At 73.9% G+C, this 20,609-nt stretch carries 18 protein-coding genes and 2 pseudogenes; 10 read left to right on the forward strand and 10 right to left on the reverse strand.

Annotated elements, in window-relative coordinates; genetic code table 11:
• Positions 1–778 precede the first annotated feature (778 nt).
• On the forward strand, positions 779–1,573 hold the full coding sequence (locus IF09_RS0113745) for a glutamate racemase (protein ID WP_030295354.1): 795 nt from the start codon (positions 779–781) through the stop codon (positions 1,571–1,573).
• Positions 1,574–1,652: 79 nt separating this feature from the next.
• Positions 1,653–1,982: pseudogene (locus IF09_RS42930) on the forward strand (cytidine deaminase family protein); the annotation flags it as partial.
• On the opposite strand, the gene IF09_RS0113755 reads toward IF09_RS42930, so the two are convergent.
• Entirely contained in the window at positions 1,976–2,923 is a 948-nt protein-coding gene (locus tag IF09_RS0113755) for an ADP-ribosylglycohydrolase family protein (protein ID WP_418953048.1), read from the reverse strand. The pseudogene IF09_RS42930 and the gene IF09_RS0113755 overlap by 7 nt on opposite strands.
• Positions 2,924–3,183: 260 nt before the next feature.
• Between IF09_RS0113755 and IF09_RS42935 the strand changes: the two are divergent.
• A pseudogene (locus tag IF09_RS42935) lies at positions 3,184–3,663 on the forward strand (FAD-dependent monooxygenase); the annotation flags it as partial.
• A 27-nt stretch (positions 3,664–3,690) separates the two neighbouring features.
• On the opposite strand, the gene IF09_RS0113765 reads toward IF09_RS42935, so the two are convergent.
• Positions 3,691–4,167 carry a VOC family protein gene (locus tag IF09_RS0113765; protein WP_030295361.1) on the reverse strand — a complete coding sequence of 159 codons (477 nt, stop codon included), beginning with the start codon at positions 4,165–4,167 and terminating at the stop codon, positions 3,691–3,693.
• A 122-nt stretch (positions 4,168–4,289) separates the two neighbouring features.
• On the opposite strand from IF09_RS0113765, the gene IF09_RS0113770 reads away from it, so the two are divergent.
• The 3 genes from IF09_RS0113770 to IF09_RS0113780 are packed head-to-tail and all read left to right on the forward strand — an operon-like array spanning position 4,290 to position 7,000.
• Entirely contained in the window at positions 4,290–4,805 is a 516-nt protein-coding gene (locus IF09_RS0113770; protein WP_030295363.1) for a hypothetical protein, read from the forward strand.
• A 44-nt stretch (positions 4,806–4,849) separates the two neighbouring features.
• Positions 4,850–6,463 (forward strand): apolipoprotein N-acyltransferase, encoded by a 1,614-nt coding sequence (gene lnt / locus IF09_RS0113775; protein WP_078613235.1) that lies wholly within the window; start codon positions 4,850–4,852, stop codon positions 6,461–6,463.
• A 36-nt stretch (positions 6,464–6,499) separates the two neighbouring features.
• Positions 6,500–7,000: an NUDIX hydrolase gene (locus IF09_RS0113780; protein WP_030295367.1), complete on the forward strand. Its 501-nt coding sequence runs from the start codon at positions 6,500–6,502 to the stop codon at positions 6,998–7,000.
• A 16-nt stretch (positions 7,001–7,016) separates the two neighbouring features.
• Here the strand turns inward: IF09_RS0113780 and IF09_RS0113785 are convergent, their stop codons facing one another.
• Positions 7,017–7,781 (reverse strand): trypsin-like serine peptidase, encoded by a 765-nt coding sequence (locus tag IF09_RS0113785; protein ID WP_037634816.1) that lies wholly within the window; start codon positions 7,779–7,781, stop codon positions 7,017–7,019.
• Positions 7,782–7,934: 153 nt separating this feature from the next.
• On the opposite strand from IF09_RS0113785, the gene IF09_RS0113790 reads away from it, so the two are divergent.
• Entirely contained in the window at positions 7,935–8,759 is an 825-nt protein-coding gene (locus IF09_RS0113790; protein ID WP_037634818.1) for an alpha/beta hydrolase, read from the forward strand.
• 33 nt (positions 8,760–8,792) lie between these two features.
• Here IF09_RS0113790 and IF09_RS0113795 read toward each other — a convergent pair whose 3' ends face one another.
• Positions 8,793–10,265: a glycosyltransferase family 39 protein gene (locus tag IF09_RS0113795; RefSeq protein WP_030295373.1), complete on the reverse strand. Its 1,473-nt coding sequence runs from the start codon at positions 10,263–10,265 to the stop codon at positions 8,793–8,795.
• 159 nt (positions 10,266–10,424) lie between these two features.
• Here IF09_RS0113795 and IF09_RS0113800 point away from each other — a divergent pair, with 159 nt between their 5' ends.
• Entirely contained in the window at positions 10,425–10,718 is a 294-nt protein-coding gene (locus IF09_RS0113800) for a hypothetical protein (RefSeq protein WP_030295375.1), read from the forward strand.
• A 96-nt stretch (positions 10,719–10,814) separates the two neighbouring features.
• On the opposite strand, the gene IF09_RS0113805 is transcribed toward IF09_RS0113800, so the two are convergent.
• From IF09_RS0113805 to IF09_RS0113825, 5 genes are all read right to left on the reverse strand, one after another.
• Complete coding sequence (locus tag IF09_RS0113805; protein ID WP_030295379.1) at positions 10,815–11,399, reverse strand: hypothetical protein; 585 nt, start codon at positions 11,397–11,399, stop codon at positions 10,815–10,817.
• Entirely contained in the window at positions 11,396–12,994 is a 1,599-nt protein-coding gene (locus IF09_RS0113810) for a serine/threonine-protein kinase (RefSeq protein WP_030295381.1), read from the reverse strand. The genes IF09_RS0113805 and IF09_RS0113810 overlap by 4 nt, the downstream gene beginning before the upstream one ends.
• Positions 12,995–13,149: 155 nt before the next feature.
• The gene (locus IF09_RS0113815) at positions 13,150–14,406 is read right to left on the reverse strand and encodes a Tm-1-like ATP-binding domain-containing protein (RefSeq protein WP_030295383.1); all 1,257 of its coding nucleotides are present in this window, start codon (positions 14,404–14,406) and stop codon (positions 13,150–13,152) included.
• Positions 14,407–14,454: 48 nt separating this feature from the next.
• Positions 14,455–14,934: an NUDIX domain-containing protein gene (locus IF09_RS0113820; protein ID WP_030295385.1), complete on the reverse strand. Its 480-nt coding sequence runs from the start codon at positions 14,932–14,934 to the stop codon at positions 14,455–14,457.
• A gap of 30 nt (positions 14,935–14,964) precedes the next feature.
• Positions 14,965–16,020, reverse strand: coding sequence for a cation diffusion facilitator family transporter (locus IF09_RS0113825; RefSeq protein ID WP_030295388.1), 1,056 nt, complete (start codon positions 16,018–16,020; stop codon positions 14,965–14,967).
• A gap of 151 nt (positions 16,021–16,171) precedes the next feature.
• On the opposite strand from IF09_RS0113825, the gene IF09_RS0113830 reads away from it, so the two are divergent.
• The gene (locus IF09_RS0113830) at positions 16,172–18,532 is read left to right on the forward strand and encodes an FHA domain-containing protein (RefSeq protein ID WP_030295390.1); all 2,361 of its coding nucleotides are present in this window, start codon (positions 16,172–16,174) and stop codon (positions 18,530–18,532) included.
• A gap of 6 nt (positions 18,533–18,538) precedes the next feature.
• Complete coding sequence (locus tag IF09_RS40185) at positions 18,539–19,222, forward strand: hypothetical protein (protein WP_037634821.1); 684 nt, start codon at positions 18,539–18,541, stop codon at positions 19,220–19,222.
• Positions 19,223–19,291: 69 nt separating this feature from the next.
• Here the strand turns inward: IF09_RS40185 and IF09_RS0113840 are convergent, their stop codons facing one another.
• On the reverse strand, positions 19,292–20,581 hold the full coding sequence (locus tag IF09_RS0113840; RefSeq protein ID WP_051832430.1) for a streptophobe family protein: 1,290 nt from the start codon (positions 20,579–20,581) through the stop codon (positions 19,292–19,294).
• Between the last annotated feature and the right edge of the window lie 28 nt (positions 20,582–20,609).

The raw sequence follows: 20,609 nt of genomic DNA on the forward strand, positions 1-20,609 counted from the left end.
GCCTATGCCCAGCCCCAGACGGCCGCCGGACGCCAAACCGGGCGGAGCGCGTAGCGATTTGGGGCGTCCACGGCCCGAGCGGCACCCCAGCGTCATCTCGTCGCTGTCCGGTGCAGGTTGACCCCACCCAGACCCGGAAAGGGTGCCCATGGGTCCTTGAGGGAGGCGTTCCCCTCCCCGCGGCCCCGTCGCCGGCCCGGGTCGGTGGTCCCGGGGCATGGGGTGCGGATGGGCAGGGGCGTCCCTGCTCAGCATCTCTGATCGGGGCTGGTCGGAATTCGAACCCCCCGGCCATCCTTCGGGGGCTTCCCGGCAGTCTTATGGCATTCCGGGGCGGGTCGGTCGGTCAAGGGTCGCGAAGCGACGCGACGACGAAGGAGGAGCGCCCTTGAGGGACCGGCACGACACGGAAGGACAGTGGACTGACGGGACGCCCCCGGACACACCTCCGACGCCGAGTACACGGACCCCGCCCCCCGTCCCCCCGATCCACTCTCCCCACCCCGAGCACACAGACCTCGCCCCCCACATCCCGGCTCGCCTTACCGGCGCCGAGTGCGCGTACTCCCGTCCCCCCGATCGAGCTCTGCTGCCGAGCGCGTCGACGTGCCTTCGGGTGTCCCGACCTACCCTTCCGCACCGAATCGGCAGGCCGCCCGGCTGCCGCCTCCGCCGCACCGGCCATCCCGCTCAGCTCGCTCCGCCCGCGGCCCCGACTGGCACGTCGGCTCCGCCCCACATTGGCGGCTTTCCCGGCGGCTTCGATTAAGGTGACCAGGTGAAGATCGCCCTCATGGACTCCGGAATCGGCCTCCTCGCGGCGGCTGCCGCGATGCGGCGGCTGCGGCCCGACGTCGATCTGGTCCTCTCCAGCGACCTCGACGGCATGCCCTGGGGGCCGCGTACCCCTGCCGATCTGACCGGGCGCGCCCTCGGTGTCGCCCAGGCCGCCGCCGGGCACCGGCCGGACGCGCTGATCGTGGCCTGCAACACCGCCTCCGTGCACGCCCTGCCCGCCCTCCGGGCCGCGCTCGAGCCCGGGATCCCGGTGATCGGGACCGTGCCGGCGATCAAGCCCGCCGCCGCGGCGGGCGGGCGCGTGGCCATCTGGGCCACCCCCGCCACCACCGGCAGTCCGTACCAGCGCGGGCTGATCCGCGACTTCGCCGCCGGGGCCCGGGTCACCGAGGTGCCCTGCCCGGGACTCGCCGACGCCGTCGAGGCGGGGGACGGCGCAGCCGTCGCCGCGACCGTCGCTGCGGCCGCCGCGCTGACCCCGGCCGACGTCACGGACGTCGTCCTCGGCTGCACGCACTACGAGCTCGTCGAGGCGCCCATCCGGGCCGCCCTGGCCGAGCGGACCGGCGGCGCCGACCTCCGCTACCACGGTTCCGCCGAGCCCGTCGCCGTACAGGCGCTGCGCCGCCTCGGCGTCCTCCCCGAGCCGGGCCTGCCCCGTACCGGCACCCTGACCGTCCTGCTCAGCGGGCAGGAGGGGGCGCTCCCCGCAGCCGCACTCGGCTACGCCGAAGGCCGGCTGCTCGCGGAAGAGGGCGCGACCGTCGGACTGTGATCCGGCGATATCCGGCGATATCCGGTGATGATCCGGAGATGACCCCGCAGGCCTCGCGCTCGTCGCCGCCGCCACCGGTCTGGCCCGGACCCGGTGCCACGGCGAGCACCACATCATGGCGGCGGTGGCCCGTGCCCGCGACGGCAGGACCGTCGAGGGCGTGAACGTGTACCACTTCACCGGAGGCCCCTGCGCCGAGCTCGTCGTGCTCGGTGCGGCCGTCGCGCAGGGCATGGGCGAGCTCGACACGATCGTCGCAGTGGGGGACCGCGACCGCGGGGTGCTCCCGCCGTGCGGCTGCTGCCGCCAGGTGCTCCTCGACCTCCACCCGCGGCTGCGGGTGATCCTCGGGTCCGGGGGCGCGCTGCGTGCCGTGCCCGTGGCGGATCTGCTCCCCGAGCGTTACGTCCGCCCCGCGAGCGACTGGGCGAGCGCGCGCAGCCCGTCCGCGTCCAGCACCCGGTTCCCGAACCCGGGCAGCGGCACGTGCAGCGGCGCGGTCCACTCCGGCGGGATCGCCGCCTGCCCGTAGCGCGCCCCGGCCAGGGTCCCGGTGACCGCCGCCACCGTGTCGGTGTCCCCGCCCAGGTCCACGGCGGCCCGTACGGCCTCGGCGAACCCGGTGGTCGTCCGCAGGGCCCAGACCGCCGAGCCGAGGCAGGGCCAGACCGCTCCGTTGAACTCGGTGGCCAGTCCCGGATGCCAGTCGGGGCCGAGGACGAGCCCGTACCGCTCGCGGTGGTCGGGGTGTACGGCGGCGAGCGTCTCGGGGAGGGCGGCCACTGGATCGCCCCCGTCGAGCATCACCCGTACGAGCTCGTGCAGCAGGGCCGTGCCCTCCCAGGCGGCCCGGTCGCCGTGCGTCAGCGCGGCGATCCGGCGGGCGGCGTCCATCGTGGCCTCCCGCCCGGCGGAGGCGAAGTACACCGCCGAGGTGGAGGCCCGCATCAGGGAACCGTTGCCCGCCGCCCGCGCGTTGATCTGGAAGTGCAGTGCGGCGGCCAGGTCCCAGGTCTCGCCGTTGGTCAGCACGTCCTCCGTCTGGAGCCCGATGTCCTTGGGCTCGCCGGCCGCCCAGCGCTGGAACCGCCCGAAGACGTCGGGGAGTTCGAGACCGCCGTGCTCCAGCAGGGACTCGCCGACCAGGACGGCCATCTGCGTGTCGTCGGTCGCCTCGCCCGGGTCCCAGCCGCCGCCCCCGCGCATCTCCTCGCCGCGCGCGGTCAACTCGCCGGCGGGCCCGAACTCGTAGGGCGCGCCGAGCGCGTCACCGACGGCCGAGCCCAGAACGGCGCCCACGGCGCGGTCGAGTCGAGTGATCACGGTTCCTCCTCGGACGGTTCGGGGCATACGCAGGCCAGTACACCCCGTGCGAAGCCTTCCAGGTCGTCGAGGCCGGCGGCGGCGAGGGTGTCCGGGGCCCGGCCGGCAGGTGCGGGATCGCGCCGTCCAGTACGAGGGTGAGGGCGCGGACCCGCTCCGCTCCGGCCGGCAGCCCGGCCGCGCGCAGCAGGTGTGCGCGTGCCGCGAAGTCTGCTGCCGGCACGGGTACGGCCGTCGTGGTCGGGGTGGGGGTCGGCGGGCTCGCCACCGGCCATCGGGCTGCGCCGCCGTCGAGCCCGGGGCGCACCAACTGGTACGCCACCGTCCCCGCCGCTGCGGCCGCGGCGGCCCCCCGAGGCGGCCGCCGGGCAGCTGCGCGCCGAGTCCGCCGGCTGGCACGACCCGATCCCGCAGGTCCTCGCCGACACCGATCCGGCGACCTGGCTCCGGTACGAGATGCGCCACCTGCACCCGGCGCTGCCCTCCTTCGTCCACGGCGGCCGTACCGCCCTGGTCGGCGACGCGGCGCACGCCATGACTCCCGATCTCGGCCGGGGCGCCTGCACCGCCCTCCTCGACGCCGAGGCCTTCGCCCGCGCGGTCGCCGTCCACGGGCGGGCCGCGCTGCCCGGCGCACTGCGCGCGGACGGCGTGTGCGGCGCCGCAGTGCCCAGCGCGTCGCCTTCGGCTCGCGGAACCCGCACCCGTTCATGACGGCCCGGCGCCCCGCCCTGAGCGATGCGCTCCCCGGCCTCCTCCCCGGCTGAGGCCCCGGGGACTCCGGGGCCCTTGGGTCACGCGTCCGCGAGCCGGCTCTCCAGCTCTTCCCCGGACACGTCCTCCAGGTGGGTGAGGAACACCCACAGATGCCCGAACGGGTCCCGGAGGATGGCGGTCCGGTCGCCGTGGAACTGGTCCGCCGGGGGTTGGACCAGTTCCGCGCCCTCGGTCACAGCCGTCCGTACGAGTGCGTCCACGTCCGGTACGAACACGTGCAGCGCGACCGAGGTGCCGCCCAGCTCCGGAGGCGCGGTGAACGGGCCCTCGGAGACGTCACCGAGCATGAGCACGGCCCCGCCGATCCGTATCTCGGCGTGCATCACCCCGCCCTCGGGGTGGTCGAGCCGAAAGTCCTCGACGGCGCCGAAGGCCCGCCCGTAGAAGGAGAGCGCGGCGGCCGCGTCGGACACCATGACGTGGGCCACGACCGCCGTGCGGTAGCGCTCCGGAACGATCTGTACGGCCTGCTGGTCTGCCTCGTGAGTGGTCATGTGGACGACCGTAGGACCTCAAGTTCGCTTGAGGTCAACACCGGGCAGGTGATCCGACGCGCCCGCCGCCGTGCGGGCGAGAGGCGGTGGCGTACATGCGGAACGTGAGTACGCTGCTACACATGACGGGTCACCCCCCGGGTCCCCTGTGGACGGGCCGGGCCTCCAACCGCATGCAGTGGCTGCTCGCCGCCGCCGGCGCGGCCTGTCTCGCACTCGGCGTCCAGCTCGCCGTCGACTCGTCCTGGACCGCCGGCATCGTCCCGCTGCTGATGGCCGTCATCGGCTGCCTCGCCGTCGGGCTGCTGATCCTCTACGGCACCCTCGCCTTCGTCCACGTCGCCGTCACCGTCGACGCCGAGGCGCTGGAGGTCCGCTGCGGCCACATCGGGCTGCCACGCCGGAAGATCAGGCTCGCGGAGGTGGCCTCCGCCGAGTTCCTCCCCCGGATCACCCCGCAGCAGTGGGGCGGCTGGGGCTACCGTTGGCGCCCCGAGAAGGGCACGGCCGTCATCGTCCGGCGCGGCGAAGGGGTGGAGCTGCGGCTCGGCGACGGCAAGGTGTTCACGGTCACCGTCGACGACGCCGAGAACGCGGTCCGGGTCATCCGCGTCCACCTGCGCTCCCTCGCCCGCTGAGTCGCTCTCCCGCCCCCGGCGCGCGGGGACGTACACTCCGCCAAATGAGCAGCAGCATCACCCGAGACCCCGGCCGCACCGCCGAAGCGGAACCCCGAGCGGAAGCCGGAACCGAAGCCGCCGTGTCCCCCTGGAAGGGGTGGGCGGCTTCCTGGCCGGTGCGTGCCGCCCTCGCCGCCGGCTCCGGTGTGCTGCTCTACCTGAGCTTCCCGCCGCGCCCCCTGTGGTGGCTGGCCCCCGTCGCCCTCGCGGTGCTCGGCGGCTGCCTGCACGGCCGCCGCGCCCGCGCCGGCTTCGGCCTCGGCCTCCTGCACGGCCTGGGCTTCCTGCTGCCGCTGCTCGTCTGGACCAGCGAGGGCGTCGGCCCGGTCCCGTGGATCGCCCTCGTCGCCCTCGAGGCCTTGCTGATCGGCCTCACCGGCCTCGGGATCGCCCTCGTCAGCCGGCTCCCCGCCTGGCCCTTGTGGGCCGCGGCCGTCTGGATCGCGGGCGAGGCGCTGCGCGCCCGGGCCCCGTTCGGCGGCTTCCCCTGGGGCAAACTCGCCTTCGGCCAGGCCGACGGCTTCTTCCTGCCGCTCGCCGCCCTCGGCGGGACCCCCTTGCTCTCGTTCGCCATCGTGCTCTGCGGATTCGGGCTGTACGAGGCCCTGCGCATCGCGCGCAGCCACCCCCGCCGGGCCACCGCGGCCCTCGCGGCCCTCACCGTCGCCGCCCCGATCGGCGCGGCCCTCGCCGCCCGCCCGCTGGTGTCCGACGCCGCCGAGGACGGCACCGCCGTGGCCGCCGTCGTCCAGGGCAATGTCCCGCGCGCCGGGTTCGACTTCAACGCCCAGCGCCGCCAGGTCCTCGACAACCACGCCAACCGCACGATCCAGCTCGCCGCGGACGTCAAGGCCGGCCGGGTCCCCAAGCCCGACTTCGTGGTCTGGCCGGAGAACTCCTCGGACATCGACCCGTACACGCAGCCCGACGCGTACGGCGTCATCGACAATGCGGTCAAGGCCATCGGCGTGCCGGTCGCGATCGGCTCCGTCCTGGCCCCGGAGACCGGCCCGCTGCGCAACACGATGATCCTCTGGGACCCGGTCAAGGGCCCCACCGACACGTACGACAAGCGCAAGATCCAGCCCTTCGGCGAGCGCATCCCGATGCGGTCGTTCGTCCGGCTCTTCAGCTCGGACGTGGACCGGGTGCGCCGCGACTTCGGCCCCGGCAAGGACCCGGGCGTCTTCGACATGGCGGGCAGCGGGGTCGGCATGGTCACCTGCTTCGAGGCGGCCTTCGACGACGCCGTGCGCTCCACCGTCCAGGACGGTGCGCAGGTGATCGCCGTACCGAGCAACAACGCCACGTTCGGCCGGTCGCAGATGACCTACCAGCAGCTCGCGATGGACCGGGTCCGCGCGGTCGAGCACAGCCGGACCGTGCTCGTCCCCGTCACCAGCGGTGTCAGCGCCGTCATCCACCCCGACGGGCAGATCGTCCGGCAGACCGAGATGTTCACCGCGGACGCGCTGGTCGCCGAGATCCCGCTGCGCTCCACGCAGACCCCGGCCACCCGCTTCGGCCCGCTGCCCGAGTACCTGCTGCTGCTGGTCGCCGCCGGAGGCCTCGGCCGGACCCTCGCCCGCCGGATCAGGGCCCGCCGGGCACTCTGACGCGGGTCGGCGGGCGCGGCCCCGTAGGGTCGGGGGATGACCACACCTGACTTCATCCGCGCGATCCGCGCCTCCGCCGGGAACCAGCTGCTCCTCCTGCCCGGGGTCACGGCCATCGTCTTCGACGACCGGGGACGGGTGCTGCTCGGCCGGCGCTCCGACACCGGCCGGTGGGCCGTGGTCGGCGGGATCGCGGAGCCGGGGGAGCAGCCCGCGGAGACGGCGGTGCGGGAGGTGTACGAGGAGACGGCGGTGCACTGCGTCCCGGAGCGGGTGGTGCTGGTCGAGATGCTCGAGCCGATCACCTACCCGAACGGCGACGTCTGCCAGTTCCAGGACATCACCTTCCGCTGCCGGGCCACCGGCGGCGAGGCCCGGGCCAACGACAACGAGTCGCTGGAGGTGGCCTGGTTCGCACCGGACGCCCTGCCCCCGCTGGAAGACTTCGCTCTGGACCGCATCCACCGCGCCCGACGCGACGAGCCGGCCTGGTTCGCACCCCCGGTCGGGATCCAGGAGGAACTGCGCCCCGTCTGAGGCGTCCGGCGGATGATCAGCCTGCGGAGACTGCCGCTTCGCGGTAGAGCTCCAGGGCCTGGTCGCCCATCACCGCGCTGTACGAGACGTCCGGATCCGTGCCGCCGCCCTCGTAGCCGCCGAGGACTCCGGCCACGGCGCCGTCCGCCAGCCAGGGGCTGCCGCTCGTGCCGCCGCTGAGGTCGGGGCAGTCGATCCGGCGCTGGGTCTCCGAGAGCAGGCCCGTGGTGTTGGCGCAGCGCAGCGGGGCCTCGTCGGCGGCGGGGTAGCCGAGGACCGTCACCGTGACGTCGTCCGGCTGCTCGGTGGCCACCGGGAACCCGCCCACCACGTCCTCGATGCGTCCGGTGCCGCCGTCCGCCGGGGCCACCGTCGCGAAGGCGATGTCCTGATCCGGGTCCCGCTCGTCCGTCCAGTCCGGGGCGACGTGCACGCCGGTCAGCTTCCACACCCCGTACGGGGCCTCGCCGTCGCGGTAGCCCGGCGCGAACACCGTGGTGTCCGGGTCGTCCAGGCAGTGCGCGGCGGTGGCGATCACGTTGCGGTCGTCGCTGTGCACCACCGCGGCGGTGCAGAAGTGCCCGCCGTCGAGGGCGCCCGCGAAGAGGGCGCCCACCCGGTCCGCAGCCCGGTCGGACCCGGCCTCGGCCGTCACCCCGAGCGGCGGCACGGCCGCGGCGTCGGGCAGGTCCACGCTCACCAGAGCGGCCATCGCGGCCAGCGCCAGCAGGATCCGGGACGCCCGCCGGGTGCGGGCGCGGTGGGCCGGTCGGGGAAGCATGCACGGGATCATGCACCGAGCCTCCCCGCAGAAGCTATGTCCGGAGCCCGGTATTCCATATGAATGCGCTGTGAATCCGTGCTCCGCAGGCGGGGCCGCGCCGCACGGGCGAGACTGGCAGAGGCGCCAGGGGGGCCCAGGAGGTGTCCTGTCATGACCGCACCGCGCCGAACGCCCGTGGTGTTCATCCACGGCCTCTGGCTGCATTCCTCGAGCTGGGAGGGCTGGGCCGATACGTTCAGCGAAGCCGGGTACGAGCCCGTCCTGCCGGAGTGGCCCGGGGTACCCGGGACCGTCACCGAGGCCCGTCGCCGGCCCGACGACCAGGCCGGGGTCGGCCTGGTCGAGATCTCCGAGGCGCACGCCAAGGTGATCCGCGCCCTGCCGGTCCGACCTGTTCTCGTCGGGCACTCGGTGGGCGGGTTCATCGCCCAGCACCTGCTCGGCCAGGGCCTCGCCGAGGCCGCCGTCGCCATCTGCCCCGGGCAGATCAAGGGCGTCAAGGCCATCGCCCCGGCCCAGGCGAAGTCGACGTTCGCCGTCCTGCACAACCCCGGAAACACCCGGCGGGCCGTCTCGCTGAACCGCGAGCAGTTCCGCTACGGCTTCGCCAACGCCGTCTCCGAGCAGGAGGCCGAGGAGCTCTTCGAGGAGTGGACGATCCCGAGCACCGCCCGCCCGTTGTTCCAGCTGGCCCTCGGCAACTTCACCCCGCACTCACCGACCAAGGTCGACACGGAGAACGAGACCCGGGGACCGCTGCTCCTGCTGTCCGGCAGGCTCGACCACACCGTCCCGGACCTGCTGACCCGCTCGACCTACAAGCAGTACCGGCATTCCCACGCGACCACCGAGTACCAGTGCTTCGAGGACCGCGGCCACTCGCTGACCGTCGACCACGGCTGGCCGGACCTGGCCGAGGCCTCGCTCTCGTGGCTGGATTCCCACACCGCGGCGGCGCACCCCCACGCCGCCTGACCGGCATCGGCGTACACCGGCCCTCGTACGCCGTCAGCGGCGCTCATACACCGTCACCCGGCGGCCCCGGACCTGGCGGTCCTCCACCACGGTGAACCGCTCCTTCAGCACCGCCGCCTTCGCCGCGTCCCGAGCCGCCCCCGACGGCTTCGCCACCTTCGCCGCGTCCGTCACCAGCAGCACCCGCTGCTGCCCGAGCAGTGCCGCCCGGATCCGCGCCGGGTCCGCCTCCTCGCCCTTGAGGGTGGCCGAGGCCACCGGACTCCGTTCCAGGGCGACGTCCACCAGCCCCGCGAAGGCCCCCGGGGAGACCAGCGCCGTGTCCCGCCGGGCGGCCGGTACGAACAGCACCGCGTCCCCGGGCCGCCCCAGCCGGGCCACCTCACCGGCCACCGCCAGCACGTCGTCGACCCGGCTGGCCGGAGCCCGCTTGCCCAGCTCCACCGGCAGCAGCGCCAGCACCGCGATCCCGACCACGCCCGGCACGAGCAGGCCCGCCGCCCTCGGGAACCGGGGCCGGGCCGCCCGTACGGCAGCGCCCAGCGCCGCACCGATCAGCAGGGCCAGACCCAGCATGCCGAACAGCACGTACCGGTCCAGGAACAGCGGCTGGACGAGGGAGATCCCGATCAGCCCGAGCTGCGGCACCGCCAGCAGCGGCAGCCCCACCGCGGCCGCCGACAGCCGGCCCACGCGCGGCCGGTCCAGCCGGGCCCCGAGGCCGCCCACGGCCAGCAGGACCGCCGGGCCGATCATCATGTGCCAGGTCAGCGGCGGTATCCACGACACCTGATCGGACTGGCTCCGGCTGAACACCACCAGCGGCAGCGCCCCCGCGACGGCGCCCGCCCCGTACGCCGCCCAGCGCAGCCACACGCCGCGCCCGGCCCGCACCCACCACAGCGTCGCCGCGTGCGCGGGCAGGACCAGCAGCGAGAGCCAGTTCAGCAGCGCGCACACCAGCACCGCGACCCCGTACGCCGCCCACCGCGGCCAGGCCCGCCTCCCGGCGCCGGGCGCCGGCGGCGCGGACAGCAGCGACACCAGCAGCAGTGTCGACAGCCCGGCACCAGCCGCGACCAGCGCGTACGGCCTGCCCTCCTGGAGGTAGAACTGCACGGCCGGCAGCAGTCCCAGCGCCAGCCCGCCGCCCAGCCCCGCCCAGAACCCGGCCAGCCGCCGCCCGATCAGGGCCACGCACGCCGCGGCGGCCGCCACGGCCAGGACCGACGGGAGCCGCAGCGTGGCCGTACTCGCCCCGAACAGCTCGAAGAGCCCGTGCACGAAGAGGTAGTACAGGCCGTGCACGGCGTCGACGTTGCCGAGCATGTCCAGGATCTCGCCCGCCGACCGCCCGGCCACCTGCCAGGTCGCCGCCTCGTCCCGCCACACGCTGTCCTGCCGGGACAGCCCCCACAGGCCCAGCCCCACCGTCCACAGGACCGGAACCAGCCACACGATCGTCCGGCGCCCCAAGGACCTGTCGGCGGATATGTCGGAAGTCATGAAACGGTTCGGGTCCTCGATGCGCGGCTCGGGCGGAAGCCACCAGTCTATGGACGACACGGACGGTTTCCGGGCCGGCTGTTGTGCACCGCGGAACGTGATCGCCGGCCCGCCCGCCCCTAGCCTCGCCGCAGGAGCACGAACGAGGGGCGGTACCCGGTGCCCGGGCGCTGCGACTACCTGATCCCGATCGGCACCCCGGACGCCGGGGCGCGCGCCGCAATCTGGTCCCGTTACACGGCGGGCCGGACGGACGTGGACGTGGCGGCCCTGGTGGCGGCCAGCGAGCTGTTCACCCCGGCCGACATCGAGCACGCGGCGCGGATCGCGGCGCAGGTGTCCTTCGAGCGGGACCTGGAGGGGGTGGGGGCGCCCGCGGCGCGGCGGCGGCCCAGCTCGGCGCCTCCACGCAGGACTACCTGGCGGCGGTCGCGCAGTGCAGGCCGACGGTGACCCCTGCGATGACGGGCGAGTTCGAGGCGGACATCACCGCCCACGCCAGGGTTTGAAACCAGAGGGGCTCTGCTGTCTGCTGCCGCCCGTCGTGCCCTACCCGGTGCAGCGGTACGTGAACCGCGTCGCCGCGGTGCGCTGACCGGGCGAGACCAGCTGGAGCTTCGCCTCGGCCGCGTAGGTGCCCCGGCCCTGGAAGGTCCACAGCAGGTGCAGCCGGGCCTCCTTCTTCCCGCGCGGCACCCGTTCGGTGAGCTGCTCCGACTGCGTGCCGTCGGAGCGGATCCACCGGTACGTCAGGGTCCCCGGCCGCCCGTTGGTCCGTACGACGGCCACCACGTCGGCGGTCGCATCGCAGCCGGGACCCTGCGGGTCGGTGGCGGCGACCGTCACGTCCCGCACCTCGATGGCCGGGCCGTACCGCTGCCAGGCCAGGTACGCGAGCACCGCGAGCAGGACGACCGCAGCCAGGGTGTACCGGCGCCACCCGCCGCGCCGGCGGGCCGGCACCGGTTCCGCGACCACGGGGAACGGCGCCGGCATGGCGGCCGTCACTCCGGGCCCGAACCGCAGCACCGATCCCTCGATCCGGTCGGGCACGGCCTCCTGCGGCTGCGGCGGGCCGCTGAACCAGTGGCTGCCGAGGACGGTGGCGCTGTAGTCGTCGTCGCTGTCGCTCATGAGATCGTGCACCGCCTGATGAAGACCTGGGAGGTCGAGGAACCGTTGCCGGCGGCGGGCTTGGTGGTGGCCCGCACACCCCAGTAGCAGCCCTGGCCGGAGAAGGTGTGGGTCTTGACGAGCGGCGCGGCGGCGCCCGGCTGGTACGTCAGGGTGTCGGAGGCGCCGTCCGGCGTGCCGAGCTTCCCCTCCGCGTCACCGGTGAACCATTCGAGCACCACCGTGACCGGCGCGGTGCCCTTCGCCTCGACGGTCACGGTCGCCTGGCCGAGGAAGGTCCCCGTCTGGCGGACGGTGACGGACACCGCCCCAACGACCACCGTCGGCTTCGGCGAGGGCGGCGGCGTGGTGGGCGGCTTCGTCGTCGGTGCCGTGACCGTGGGTGTCACCGCCGGCGAGTAGCTCGGGCTCGCAGTGGGCGACGGCGACGCGGACGGGGACGGGGACGGGGAGAGGGAGGAGGACGGCGAGGGGGAGGCGGACACGCTCGGGCCGGGGGCAGGTGTCGGGCCCGTACCGCCGGGGTTCGCGCTCGACGTCGCGAACGCGTTCAGAGCCGAGGCCCCGCCGGGCTCCCCGCCGGCCGCGCTGTACGTGAGCGCCGTCAGTACGCCCAGGACCAGCGCCACGCCGCCCGCGATCAGGCCGCGCCGGCCCGGGGCCCAACGGGAGGGGCTCGCGATCGTGGTCGTCGCCACCGCCGTGGTGCCCGAGGCCGGGGCGCCCGCCGAGGGGAACAGCAGCGGCAGCAGCGCGGCCAGCGCCGCGAGCTTGCGCTGCCCGCGCTCCTCCCAGTCCGGCCCGTACGCGGCGAGCGCCACGCCCTCCAGCTCCGCCACGAACGCCTCGGCGTTCTCCGGCCGCTGCTCCGGGGCCTTGGCCAGACCCCGCCGGATCAGCGGGCGTACCGGTTCGGGGGCCTCGGTCTCGGGGACCGGCGCCTCTATGTGCTGGACGGCGAGCTCCGCGAAGTTCTCCCCGGCGAAGGGCTTGCGGCCGGTCAGGCACTCGAAGAACGTCGCCGTCGCCGCGTACACGTCGGCCGCGGGCGAGGCCGGCCGGCCCTGCCACTGCTCCGGGGCCATGTACGCCGGGGTGCCGGCCACCCCGGGGGTCGTACCGCGGCGCGCGGCGATGCCGAAGTCCACCAGTTTCGAGGAGCCGTCGGGGGCGACCAGTACGTTCTCGGGCTTGTAGTCGCGGTGGACGACGCCCGCCCGGTGCGCCGCGGCCAGGCCCAGCAGGGAGCCCTTCAGCACCACCAGGGCGGCCTCGGGATCGGCCTGCCCGGCCTGCTTCAGCAGTGCGCGCAGGGAGATCCCGTCGACGAGCTCCATCACGATGGCGGCGCCGCCGGGCGCCTCCACGTACTCGTACAAGCGGACCACGTACGGGGTGTCCAGGCCGCCGAGGAGCCGGGCCTCGGCCCGGAACTCCGCGACGAACGCCGGGTCCTCGCGCAGCCGGTCGCTGAGGTACTTCACCGCGACCGGCGTGCCCGTGGCCTCGTGCACGGCGAGGACCACGCGGCCGCTGCCACCCGAGCCGAGCTCCCGGACCTGCGCATAGCCGGGCACCGTCCACGCGTTCTTCATCGTCTGCCCCCGTCCGTGGCGTCACCGAGCCCCAGGCCCGGTCGTACGCCGACCGGCCACCCCCAGGGACACGGTTTCCGCCACGGCCGGTTCCCAACCCCGCCGGGCATCTCGCACGGCGGTCGGTCGGCGGTCGGCCGGTGGTCAGACGACGGTCACGCCGCGGCCCGCGCCGCGCCGATCATGGCGTGCAGCCGGTCGGCCGCCGCCCTCCCGAAGTCCGGGTCGTTGATGTGGGTGTCGTAGTCGTAGAGCCGGGCGGAGCTGCCGCGCAGCCCCTCGCGCAGCGCCGAGAACAGGGCCCGGTCCGCGTCGGGGTCATGGTAGGTGCCGCCCGGCGCGCCGAGCGTGGACAGTCCGCGGAGTGGGACGCAGACGGCCGTGGGGCCGGTCGCCGCGCGGAGTTTGGCGGCGACCCGGCGGCCGAGTTCCGCGCACTCGGCGGGGGTCGTACGGATCACCGTGACGGACGGGTTGTGGACGTGGACCCGCCGGTAGCGGGCCCGTTCGGGCAGGGTCTCCAGCGGGCCGAACTTCACCATGTCCAGCGCCCCCAGGCTCACCACTTGCGGAATCCCGGCCCGCCCGGCCGCGCTGAGGCGGTCGGGGCCGGCGGTGAGGATGCCGCCGCACAGGTCGTCGGCGAGCTCGCTGAGCGTCAGGTCGAGCACGCCCGCGAAGATGCCCTGTCCGGCCAGGGTCTCCAGGGTGCGGCCGCCGGTGCCGCTGACGTGGAAGACCAGCACCTCGTAGCCGAGTTCGGTCAGGTGCTCGCGGGCGGCGTCCACCCCGATGGTGGTGACGCCCGCCATGCTCGCCGCGACCAGCGGGCGGGAGCCGGTGCCGAGCCGGGCGGGACGCTGCCGGACCGACGAGGCCCGTTCGAAGGCCTTGGCCATCCCCGCGGCCGCCTCGACCGCGTTCGCCAGGACCGGCGCGGAGATGCTGTTGATCCCCGCGATGTCCACCACGCTGTACATCATCGCGATGTCCGAGGATCCGACGTACGGGGCCACGTCCCCGGACGCCATGGACGAGACCATCAGCTTCGGCACGCCCAGCGGCAGCGCGCGCATCGCCCGGGTGGCGATGGAGGTGCCGCCGCTGCCGCCTATGGCGAGCACCGCGTCCAGCCGGTCCTCGGCGTGCAGGCGTAACAGCGTCGCCTCGGCGCCCCGGGCCATCGTGGTCACGGCCGCACCCCGGTCGGCGGCCGCGCGTAGTTCCGACAGTTCCGTTCCCGCTGCCCGGGCCACCGCTTCGCGCGGTACGTCCGCGGGCACCCGGGGTTCGCCCATGATGCCTGTGTCGACCATGATCACTTCGACGCCGGTGCGCAGCAGCCTCTCGCGCAGCCAGCCGTACTCGACACCCTTGGTGTCCAGGGTTCCCACCAGCACGACGTTCGTCATATGTGCAATGTCCATGCAGGTGGGGTTTGTTGGCAAGTCAAGGTCAGGTCAACCCTTCAGGAGACCCAACAGCATCTCCAGGAAGGGGATTTGAGATGGTGTCAGCTTGCTTTCGGCCATGGGTGGAGTGAACCAGGCCACCCGGTCCAGCTCGGGGAATTCCTGCCTCCGGCCCGAGTGCGGGGGCCACTCCATCGTGAACGTCCCGGGCACCATGAGCGCCGGATCGAGGTCGGCCCGTACGGCCCAGATCGTCACCAGCTTGCCGCCCGGGATCCGCACCTCGCCCAGCGGGAGGTACGGCCCCTCCGGAGGCGGCAGGCCGATCTCCTCGGTGAACTCCCGGCGGGCCGCGGCGAGCGGGGTCTCGTCCGCTTCGTACTCGCCCTTGGGGATGGCCCAGGACCCGTCGTCCTTGTGCTCCCAGAACGGGCCGCCCATATGGCCGAGGAGCACCTCGATGCCCTCATCGGGCGCGTCTGCGGCCGGGCGGAACAGGAGCAGTCCGGCACTGCGCTTCTGTGTCATACGTCCATCCATGCCCCGCCCGCGGGCTGCTCAGTGGTCGTGCGGGCCCTGCCGGTGCACCGGGCCGTGCGCGTCCGCGCAGTGCGGGTCGGCCGGGTCCTCGCCCGGGCGGCCGACGCTGAGCAGCGCTTCCTGTACGTGGTCCACCTGGAGCGTGGTGTGCGTGATCCCGTACTCCTTCTCCAGCAGGCGCTCCAGGTCGCGGCGTACGGCGTGGCAGTCGCCGGCCGGTTCGACGAGCACGTGCGCCGACAGGGCCGCCTGTCCGGACGTGATCGTCCAGATGTGCAGGTCGTGCACCTCGGTGACGGGCGGGTGCCCGACGAGCCGGTCGCCCACCGCGTCCGGGTCCATGTGCGCCGGGGCGGCCTCCAGGAAGATCCGGCCGGACTCGCGGACCAGCCCGTAGCCCGCCTTGACCATCAGGACGACGACCACGAGCGTGGCGATCGCGTCGGCCTGGACGAAGCCCGTGGTGAGCACGATCAGACCGGCCACGGCGGTGCCGATGAAGGCGAACAGGTCGTTCAGGATGTGCTGGTAGGCGCCCTCGACGGCGAGCGAGGAGCGGTTCGCCCTGGAGATGCACCATGCGGCCGCCACGTTCACGACGATGCCGGCGAGCGCCGTCACGAGGACCAGCCCGCCCGCCACCTCCGGCGGGTCCATCAGCCGCCGCACCGCCTCGTACGCCAGCCAGATCGCGAGCAGGAGCAGGGTGAGCCCGTTGGCCTGGGCGGAGAGTATCTCCGCGCGCTTGAGGCCGTAGGTGAATCCGCCGCGCGCCGGGCGGGCCGCGAGCCGCATCGCGATCAGCGCGAGGACGATCGAGACGGCGTCGGTGAGCATGTGGGCGGCGTCGGAGATCAGTGCCAGGGACTGGGCCACGATGCCGACGACCACCTCGACCGCCATGAACGCACCGATCAGGCCGAGTGCGATGGCCAGCCAGCGCCGGTCGGCGTCCGCGGAGACGCCGTGGCTGTGACCGCCGTGACCGTGTCCGCCGTGACCGTGGGCCCCGTGGTCGTGGCCTGCAGCGTGGTCGTGGTCGTGGTCGTCGTGCGCGTGGTCGTGCCCACTCATGGCGTCCCCCGTGTGTTCGGTTCCGACGCGTGAAGTGAAGCGCACCGTGACGCAATGGGCAAAGGCTGCAACGGGGACCGTTGTCATTACCCATAAGAGGCCGCTGACCTGCGGTTATGCTGGACCGGTCGGATCGTGGGAAAATCTGCTCATGGTCCAGCGCCCCGGTGTGCCGACTGCACCCGAGCTCGTCCTGGAAACCGACACGGGCTCCACCGCGATGAGCCCGGGCCGGACGTACCACGTCGGCCGGGACCCCCTGTGCGAAATCTGCCTCGACGACGCCCGCGTCTCCTGGCACCACGCGATCCTGCGCCCCGACGGCGACCACTGGACCGTCGAGGACGAGCACAGCACCAACGGAACCTGGGTCGACGGCCACCGCGTCCACGAGTGGAGCATCGGCGTCGGCAGCGAACTGCGCTTCGGCGACGCCTCCGACGGCCCGCTCGCCCGGTGCCTCGGCCCGGCCTCGAACGGCGGGCCCGCCGGCCCCGGGCCGTCCTCGGTGTCCACCCCGTCCCTGACCGGCACCTTCCGCCGCCCCACCACCGTGCGCCCGCTCCCCACCCGGACCGCCGTGCGCATCGGCCGCGCCCCCGACAACGACCTCGTCATCGACGACCTCATCGTCTCCCGCCGGCACGCCGAACTGCACGCACTCGCCGACGGCACGTTCGAGATCACCGACCTCGGCAGCCACAACGGCACCTTCCTCAACGGCGCCCGCGTCGAACGCGCCCCCGTCGCCGAAGGCGACATCGTCGGCATCGGCCACACCGCCCTCTGCCTCGTCGGCGACCAGCTCCAGGAGTACCTCGACACCGGCGAGGTCTCCCTCGACGTCCAGGAGCTCGCCGTCTCCGTCGACCGTGGCAGCAAGACCCTCCTCGACCACGTCTCCTTCCCCGTCGGCGCCAAATGCCTGCTCGCCGTCGTCGGCCCCAGCGGCGCCGGCAAGTCCACCCTCCTCGGCGCCCTCACCGGACTGCGTCCCGCCGACCACGGCAGCGTCCTGTACGACGGACGGGACCTCTACCGCGACTACGCCGAACTGCGCAGCCGCATCGGCCTCGTCCCCCAGGACGACATCCTGCACGCGCAGCTCACCGTCCGCCGCGCCCTCGCCTATGCCGCCGAACTGCGCTTCCCGCAGGACACCGCCCGGGCCGAACGCGAGGCCCGGGTCGACGAGGTGATCGGTGAACTCGGCCTCGGGCAGCGCGCCGACCAGCCCATCCACAGCCTCTCCGGCGGCCAGCGCAAACGCGTCTCCGTCGCCCTGGAACTGCTGACCAAGCCCTCCCTGCTCTTCCTGGACGAGCCCACCTCCGGCCTCGACCCCGGCATGGACCGCTCCGTGATGCACATGCTGCGCGGCCTCGCCGACGACGGCCGCACCGTCGTCGTCGTCACCCACAGCGTGCTCAGCCTCGACGTGTGCGACCGGCTGCTGGTCCTCGCCCCGGGCGGGCGCATCGCCTGGTTCGGGCCGCCCGAGGAAGCCCTCGCCTTCTTCGGGTTCGCCGAGTGGCCCGAGGCCTTCGAAGCCTTCGAGAACCAGCAGGGCCGGGACTGGGCGGGGGAGTACAGCGCCTCCCCGCAGCACCGCACGTACGTACGGAACGCCGCGCGGCAGCCCCGGCGCGACGAGGACCGGTCCGCAGCGGCCGGCTTCGTCGCCCCGCCGCCCAAGGCCCAGAGCTGGGGCTCCCAGCTCTCCACACTGGTCCGCCGCTACGCCGCCGCGCTCAGCGCCGACCGCACCTTCCTCGTCATCATGATCGCCCTGCCGTTCGTCATGGGCGCCATGACCCGCGCCCTGGCCGGCAGCACCCTCACCAAGGAGACGGCGATCAACGCCCTGCTCATCCTGTGCGTCGGCGGCGTGCTGACGGGCGCCGCCAACGGCGTACGGGAACTGGTCAAGGAGCGTGTCATCTACCAGCGCGAACGGGCCGTCGGACTGTCCAGATCCGCGTATCTGATGTCCAAGGTGGTGGTGCTCGGCGCCATCACCGTGGCCCAGGCCGTGGTGATGACGCTCGTCGGCCTCTACGGAGTGAAGACCAACGCCCCCGGCGGCAAGGGGGTCCTCCTGTCGCCCCTCGTCGAAATCACCCTCGCCGTCGCCCTGCTGTCCTTCACCGCAATGATGCTCGGCCTGCTGGTCTCCGCCCTGGTCCGGAAGGAGGAGGTCACCATGCCGCTGCTGGTCCTCCTCGCCATCGTCCAGGTGGTCTTCTGCGGAGCCCTGTTGCAGCTGAACGGCGTGCCCGTGATCGAGCAGCTGGCCTGGCTGGTGCCGTCCCGGTGGGCGCTCGCCGCCATGGCCGGCACCATCGACCTCGGCGCGATCGTCCCCGGCAAGCTCACCGGCGACCCGCTCTTCGCACACAGCGCCGGCGTGTGGCTGCTCGATCTCGGGGTGCTCGTGGCACTGTCCGTCCTGTTCGGAGTGCTGGTCCTGCGGCTGCTGCGCCGCCACGAGCCCGCGATCATGCGAAAGTAGGCGTCGATGGCCAACCTGACCGGGCCCTTCGACTTCCAGCCCACGCACGTGGTCCCGCGCGAAGGGCTGCCCGCCTGGGAAGAGCCCGACGTCTCCCGGCCCACCGTGCCCCTGGACCCCTTCCTGCCCGTGCAACTGCTGTCCCGGCGCGGGGAATGGGGGGAGGTCCTGTGCGCCAACGGGTGGTCCGCCTGGGTGGACGGACGGCTCCTGGTCGCCGTCCCCGAGCCGCCGCCGACCGGCGGGCGGCCGGTCACCCACGCCGAGGAGGACCCGCTGCCGCTGCTCGCACGCGGCGCCGACACCCTGCAGCGCTACCGGCGGGCCGCCGAGGAACTCGCCGCCGGGCGCACGGACACCGAGGGCTTCCGGCGGGCGACCCAGGGGCTGCGGATCGGGATCGTGGTCGACGACGAGGCCGTCTGGCTGTACGAAGAGGCCAGCGGGCGCTGGATGTACGGAGACGGGATCCGCCTCGCGACGTACGCGGTCGGCACGGGACCGGGAGAGCCGGCCGAGCCCCAGCCGCCGGCCGCGGAGACGGAACGCAGGGCATCGCCCGGCGCAAGGGTGGACACGGCAACGTCAGGCGGGCGGGCGCCCGGTGCACCCGGGCGCGAACAAGGCCGCGAACCGGGGCGTGCAGCGGCCGAGCCGACGCAGGTCGTGACGCCGCCGGACGGCGGGTGAGACAGCGGCCGAGTCCTCCGTGGACCGGCAGGCCGCAGGGCCAGGAGGCCGGCGGGCCGCAGGGGCGGGTCAGCGGGCGATGGTCTGCGGCGGCTTCTCGACGAGACCGCGGCGGTGCACCGGACGGGCCAGCAGGGCGCCGAGGAACCCCGCGAGCGCGCCCCAGAGCAGGGCGAGGCCCACGTTGCGCCACAGCACCGGCTGCAGCTCCGTCTTCGCGCCCACCATGCCGACGTCGCCGATGCCCAGCAGCGAGAGGCCGAACCGGGCCTCCAGGGCGGTCAGCAGGCACACCGTCAGGGTGGCGAGGGCGAGGGCCACGCCCAGGCGGAGCGCGTGCTCCCAGGCGCGGACGTGCGAGGGGGAGCGTACGGCCGCCAGGAAGCCCGTGCCGAGCAGCAGCACGGCGGCCACGGCCACCAGCCACCAGGCCCGGGAGTCCTGCTCCGCGAGCGAGCCCACGTCGACCCGGGACAGCTTCGGCCCGCGCAGCACCTGGTCCAGCAACTGCGGCATCGGCAGCCCGAACAGCCCCTCCACCCGGCCGTCCCAGGCCCCGCCGAGGCCCAGGGTGAGCGCAAGCCAGGCGAGGTTCGGCAGCCCGAGCAGGATCACGGCGAACGTCCGGTCCGCATGGCCCTGCGTGAGCGCCACGACCACGCCGACACCGAGGCCGATGACGACGTACGCGAGGAGCAGCGCCACGGTGGCGAAGGCGGCGGGCCGCACCGCCGCGTGGAAGCGGACCAGCCGGGCCGGGAGCGGGGCCCGGCGCGAGATCAGCAGCGCGATCAGCAACAGGCCCAGGATCCACAGCAGTCCGAAGAACAGGGTCGCCGGCAGGGCGGCCCTGAAGCCGGCCGTCGGGGAGGAGTCGAGGAGTTCGCCGAGGTCGGTGACCAGGGAGTCGCCGGTGGAGATGCCGAAGGTCTGGCGGGCGAGGACCGCGGTGCCGGTGAGGGCTAGCAGCCACAGCAGCACCAGCGGGACGGTACGGGTGGCGAGTTCGCCCGGCCGGGTGACCGCCCGGTTGTGCAGGGGACGCAGGAACAGCGAGCCGGCCGTGAGCGCCCCGGCGAGGCTCACGGAGAGCGGGAGTACGGACAGGCTCGCATGGGCGTCGGCCAGGAAGCCGGCCGCGCCGGTCACCTCGACGGATCCGCCGGCCGCCAGTACGACGACCGCCGCGACCACCCGGGGGAACGCCCCGCCGGGCAGGTCGGTGGCCCTCGCGCAGGCCAGTCCCGCCGCGGCGACGGCGGCCATCACCGCGAAGCCCGCCACGACGGCGACGAGGGCGTCCCGCCATGCCCTCGCGGAGCCCCCGGGTACCGAACTCGGTGCTGACGGACTGCTCACGGTGCCACCGTAGGCACGCTCGGCTTGC

Origin of the sequence: Streptomyces katrae (assembly GCF_000717655.1) — a bacterium.
Lineage (GTDB): Bacteria > Actinomycetota > Actinomycetes > Streptomycetales > Streptomycetaceae > Streptomyces > Streptomyces katrae_B.

Excerpts from the sequence above, each read along its gene's own strand:
- IF09_RS0113780 (WP_030295367.1), top strand. The coding sequence starts at position 6,500 with ATGACCACACCTGACTTCATCCGCGCGATCCGCGCCTCCGCCGGGAAC.
- IF09_RS0113755 (WP_418953048.1), bottom strand. The coding sequence starts at position 2,923 with ATGCCCCGAACCGTCCGAGGAGGAACCGTGATCACTCGACTCGACCGC.
- IF09_RS0113820 (WP_030295385.1), bottom strand. The coding sequence starts at position 14,934 with ATGACACAGAAGCGCAGTGCCGGACTGCTCCTGTTCCGCCCGGCCGCA.
- IF09_RS0113790 (WP_037634818.1), top strand. The coding sequence starts at position 7,935 with ATGACCGCACCGCGCCGAACGCCCGTGGTGTTCATCCACGGCCTCTGG.
- lnt (WP_078613235.1), top strand. The coding sequence starts at position 4,850 with ATGAGCAGCAGCATCACCCGAGACCCCGGCCGCACCGCCGAAGCGGAA.
- IF09_RS0113785 (WP_037634816.1), bottom strand. The coding sequence starts at position 7,781 with ATGCTTCCCCGACCGGCCCACCGCGCCCGCACCCGGCGGGCGTCCCGG.
- IF09_RS0113810 (WP_030295381.1), bottom strand. The coding sequence starts at position 12,994 with ATGAAGAACGCGTGGACGGTGCCCGGCTATGCGCAGGTCCGGGAGCTC.
- IF09_RS0113815 (WP_030295383.1), bottom strand. The coding sequence starts at position 14,406 with ATGACGAACGTCGTGCTGGTGGGAACCCTGGACACCAAGGGTGTCGAG.
- IF09_RS0113770 (WP_030295363.1), top strand. The coding sequence starts at position 4,290 with ATGACGGGTCACCCCCCGGGTCCCCTGTGGACGGGCCGGGCCTCCAAC.
- IF09_RS0113805 (WP_030295379.1), bottom strand. The coding sequence starts at position 11,399 with ATGAGCGACAGCGACGACGACTACAGCGCCACCGTCCTCGGCAGCCAC.
- IF09_RS0113825 (WP_030295388.1), bottom strand. The coding sequence starts at position 16,020 with ATGAGTGGGCACGACCACGCGCACGACGACCACGACCACGACCACGCT.
- IF09_RS0113830 (WP_030295390.1), top strand. The coding sequence starts at position 16,172 with ATGGTCCAGCGCCCCGGTGTGCCGACTGCACCCGAGCTCGTCCTGGAA.
- IF09_RS0113765 (WP_030295361.1), bottom strand. The coding sequence starts at position 4,167 with ATGACCACTCACGAGGCAGACCAGCAGGCCGTACAGATCGTTCCGGAG.
- IF09_RS40185 (WP_037634821.1), top strand. The coding sequence starts at position 18,539 with ATGGCCAACCTGACCGGGCCCTTCGACTTCCAGCCCACGCACGTGGTC.
- IF09_RS0113795 (WP_030295373.1), bottom strand. The coding sequence starts at position 10,265 with ATGACTTCCGACATATCCGCCGACAGGTCCTTGGGGCGCCGGACGATC.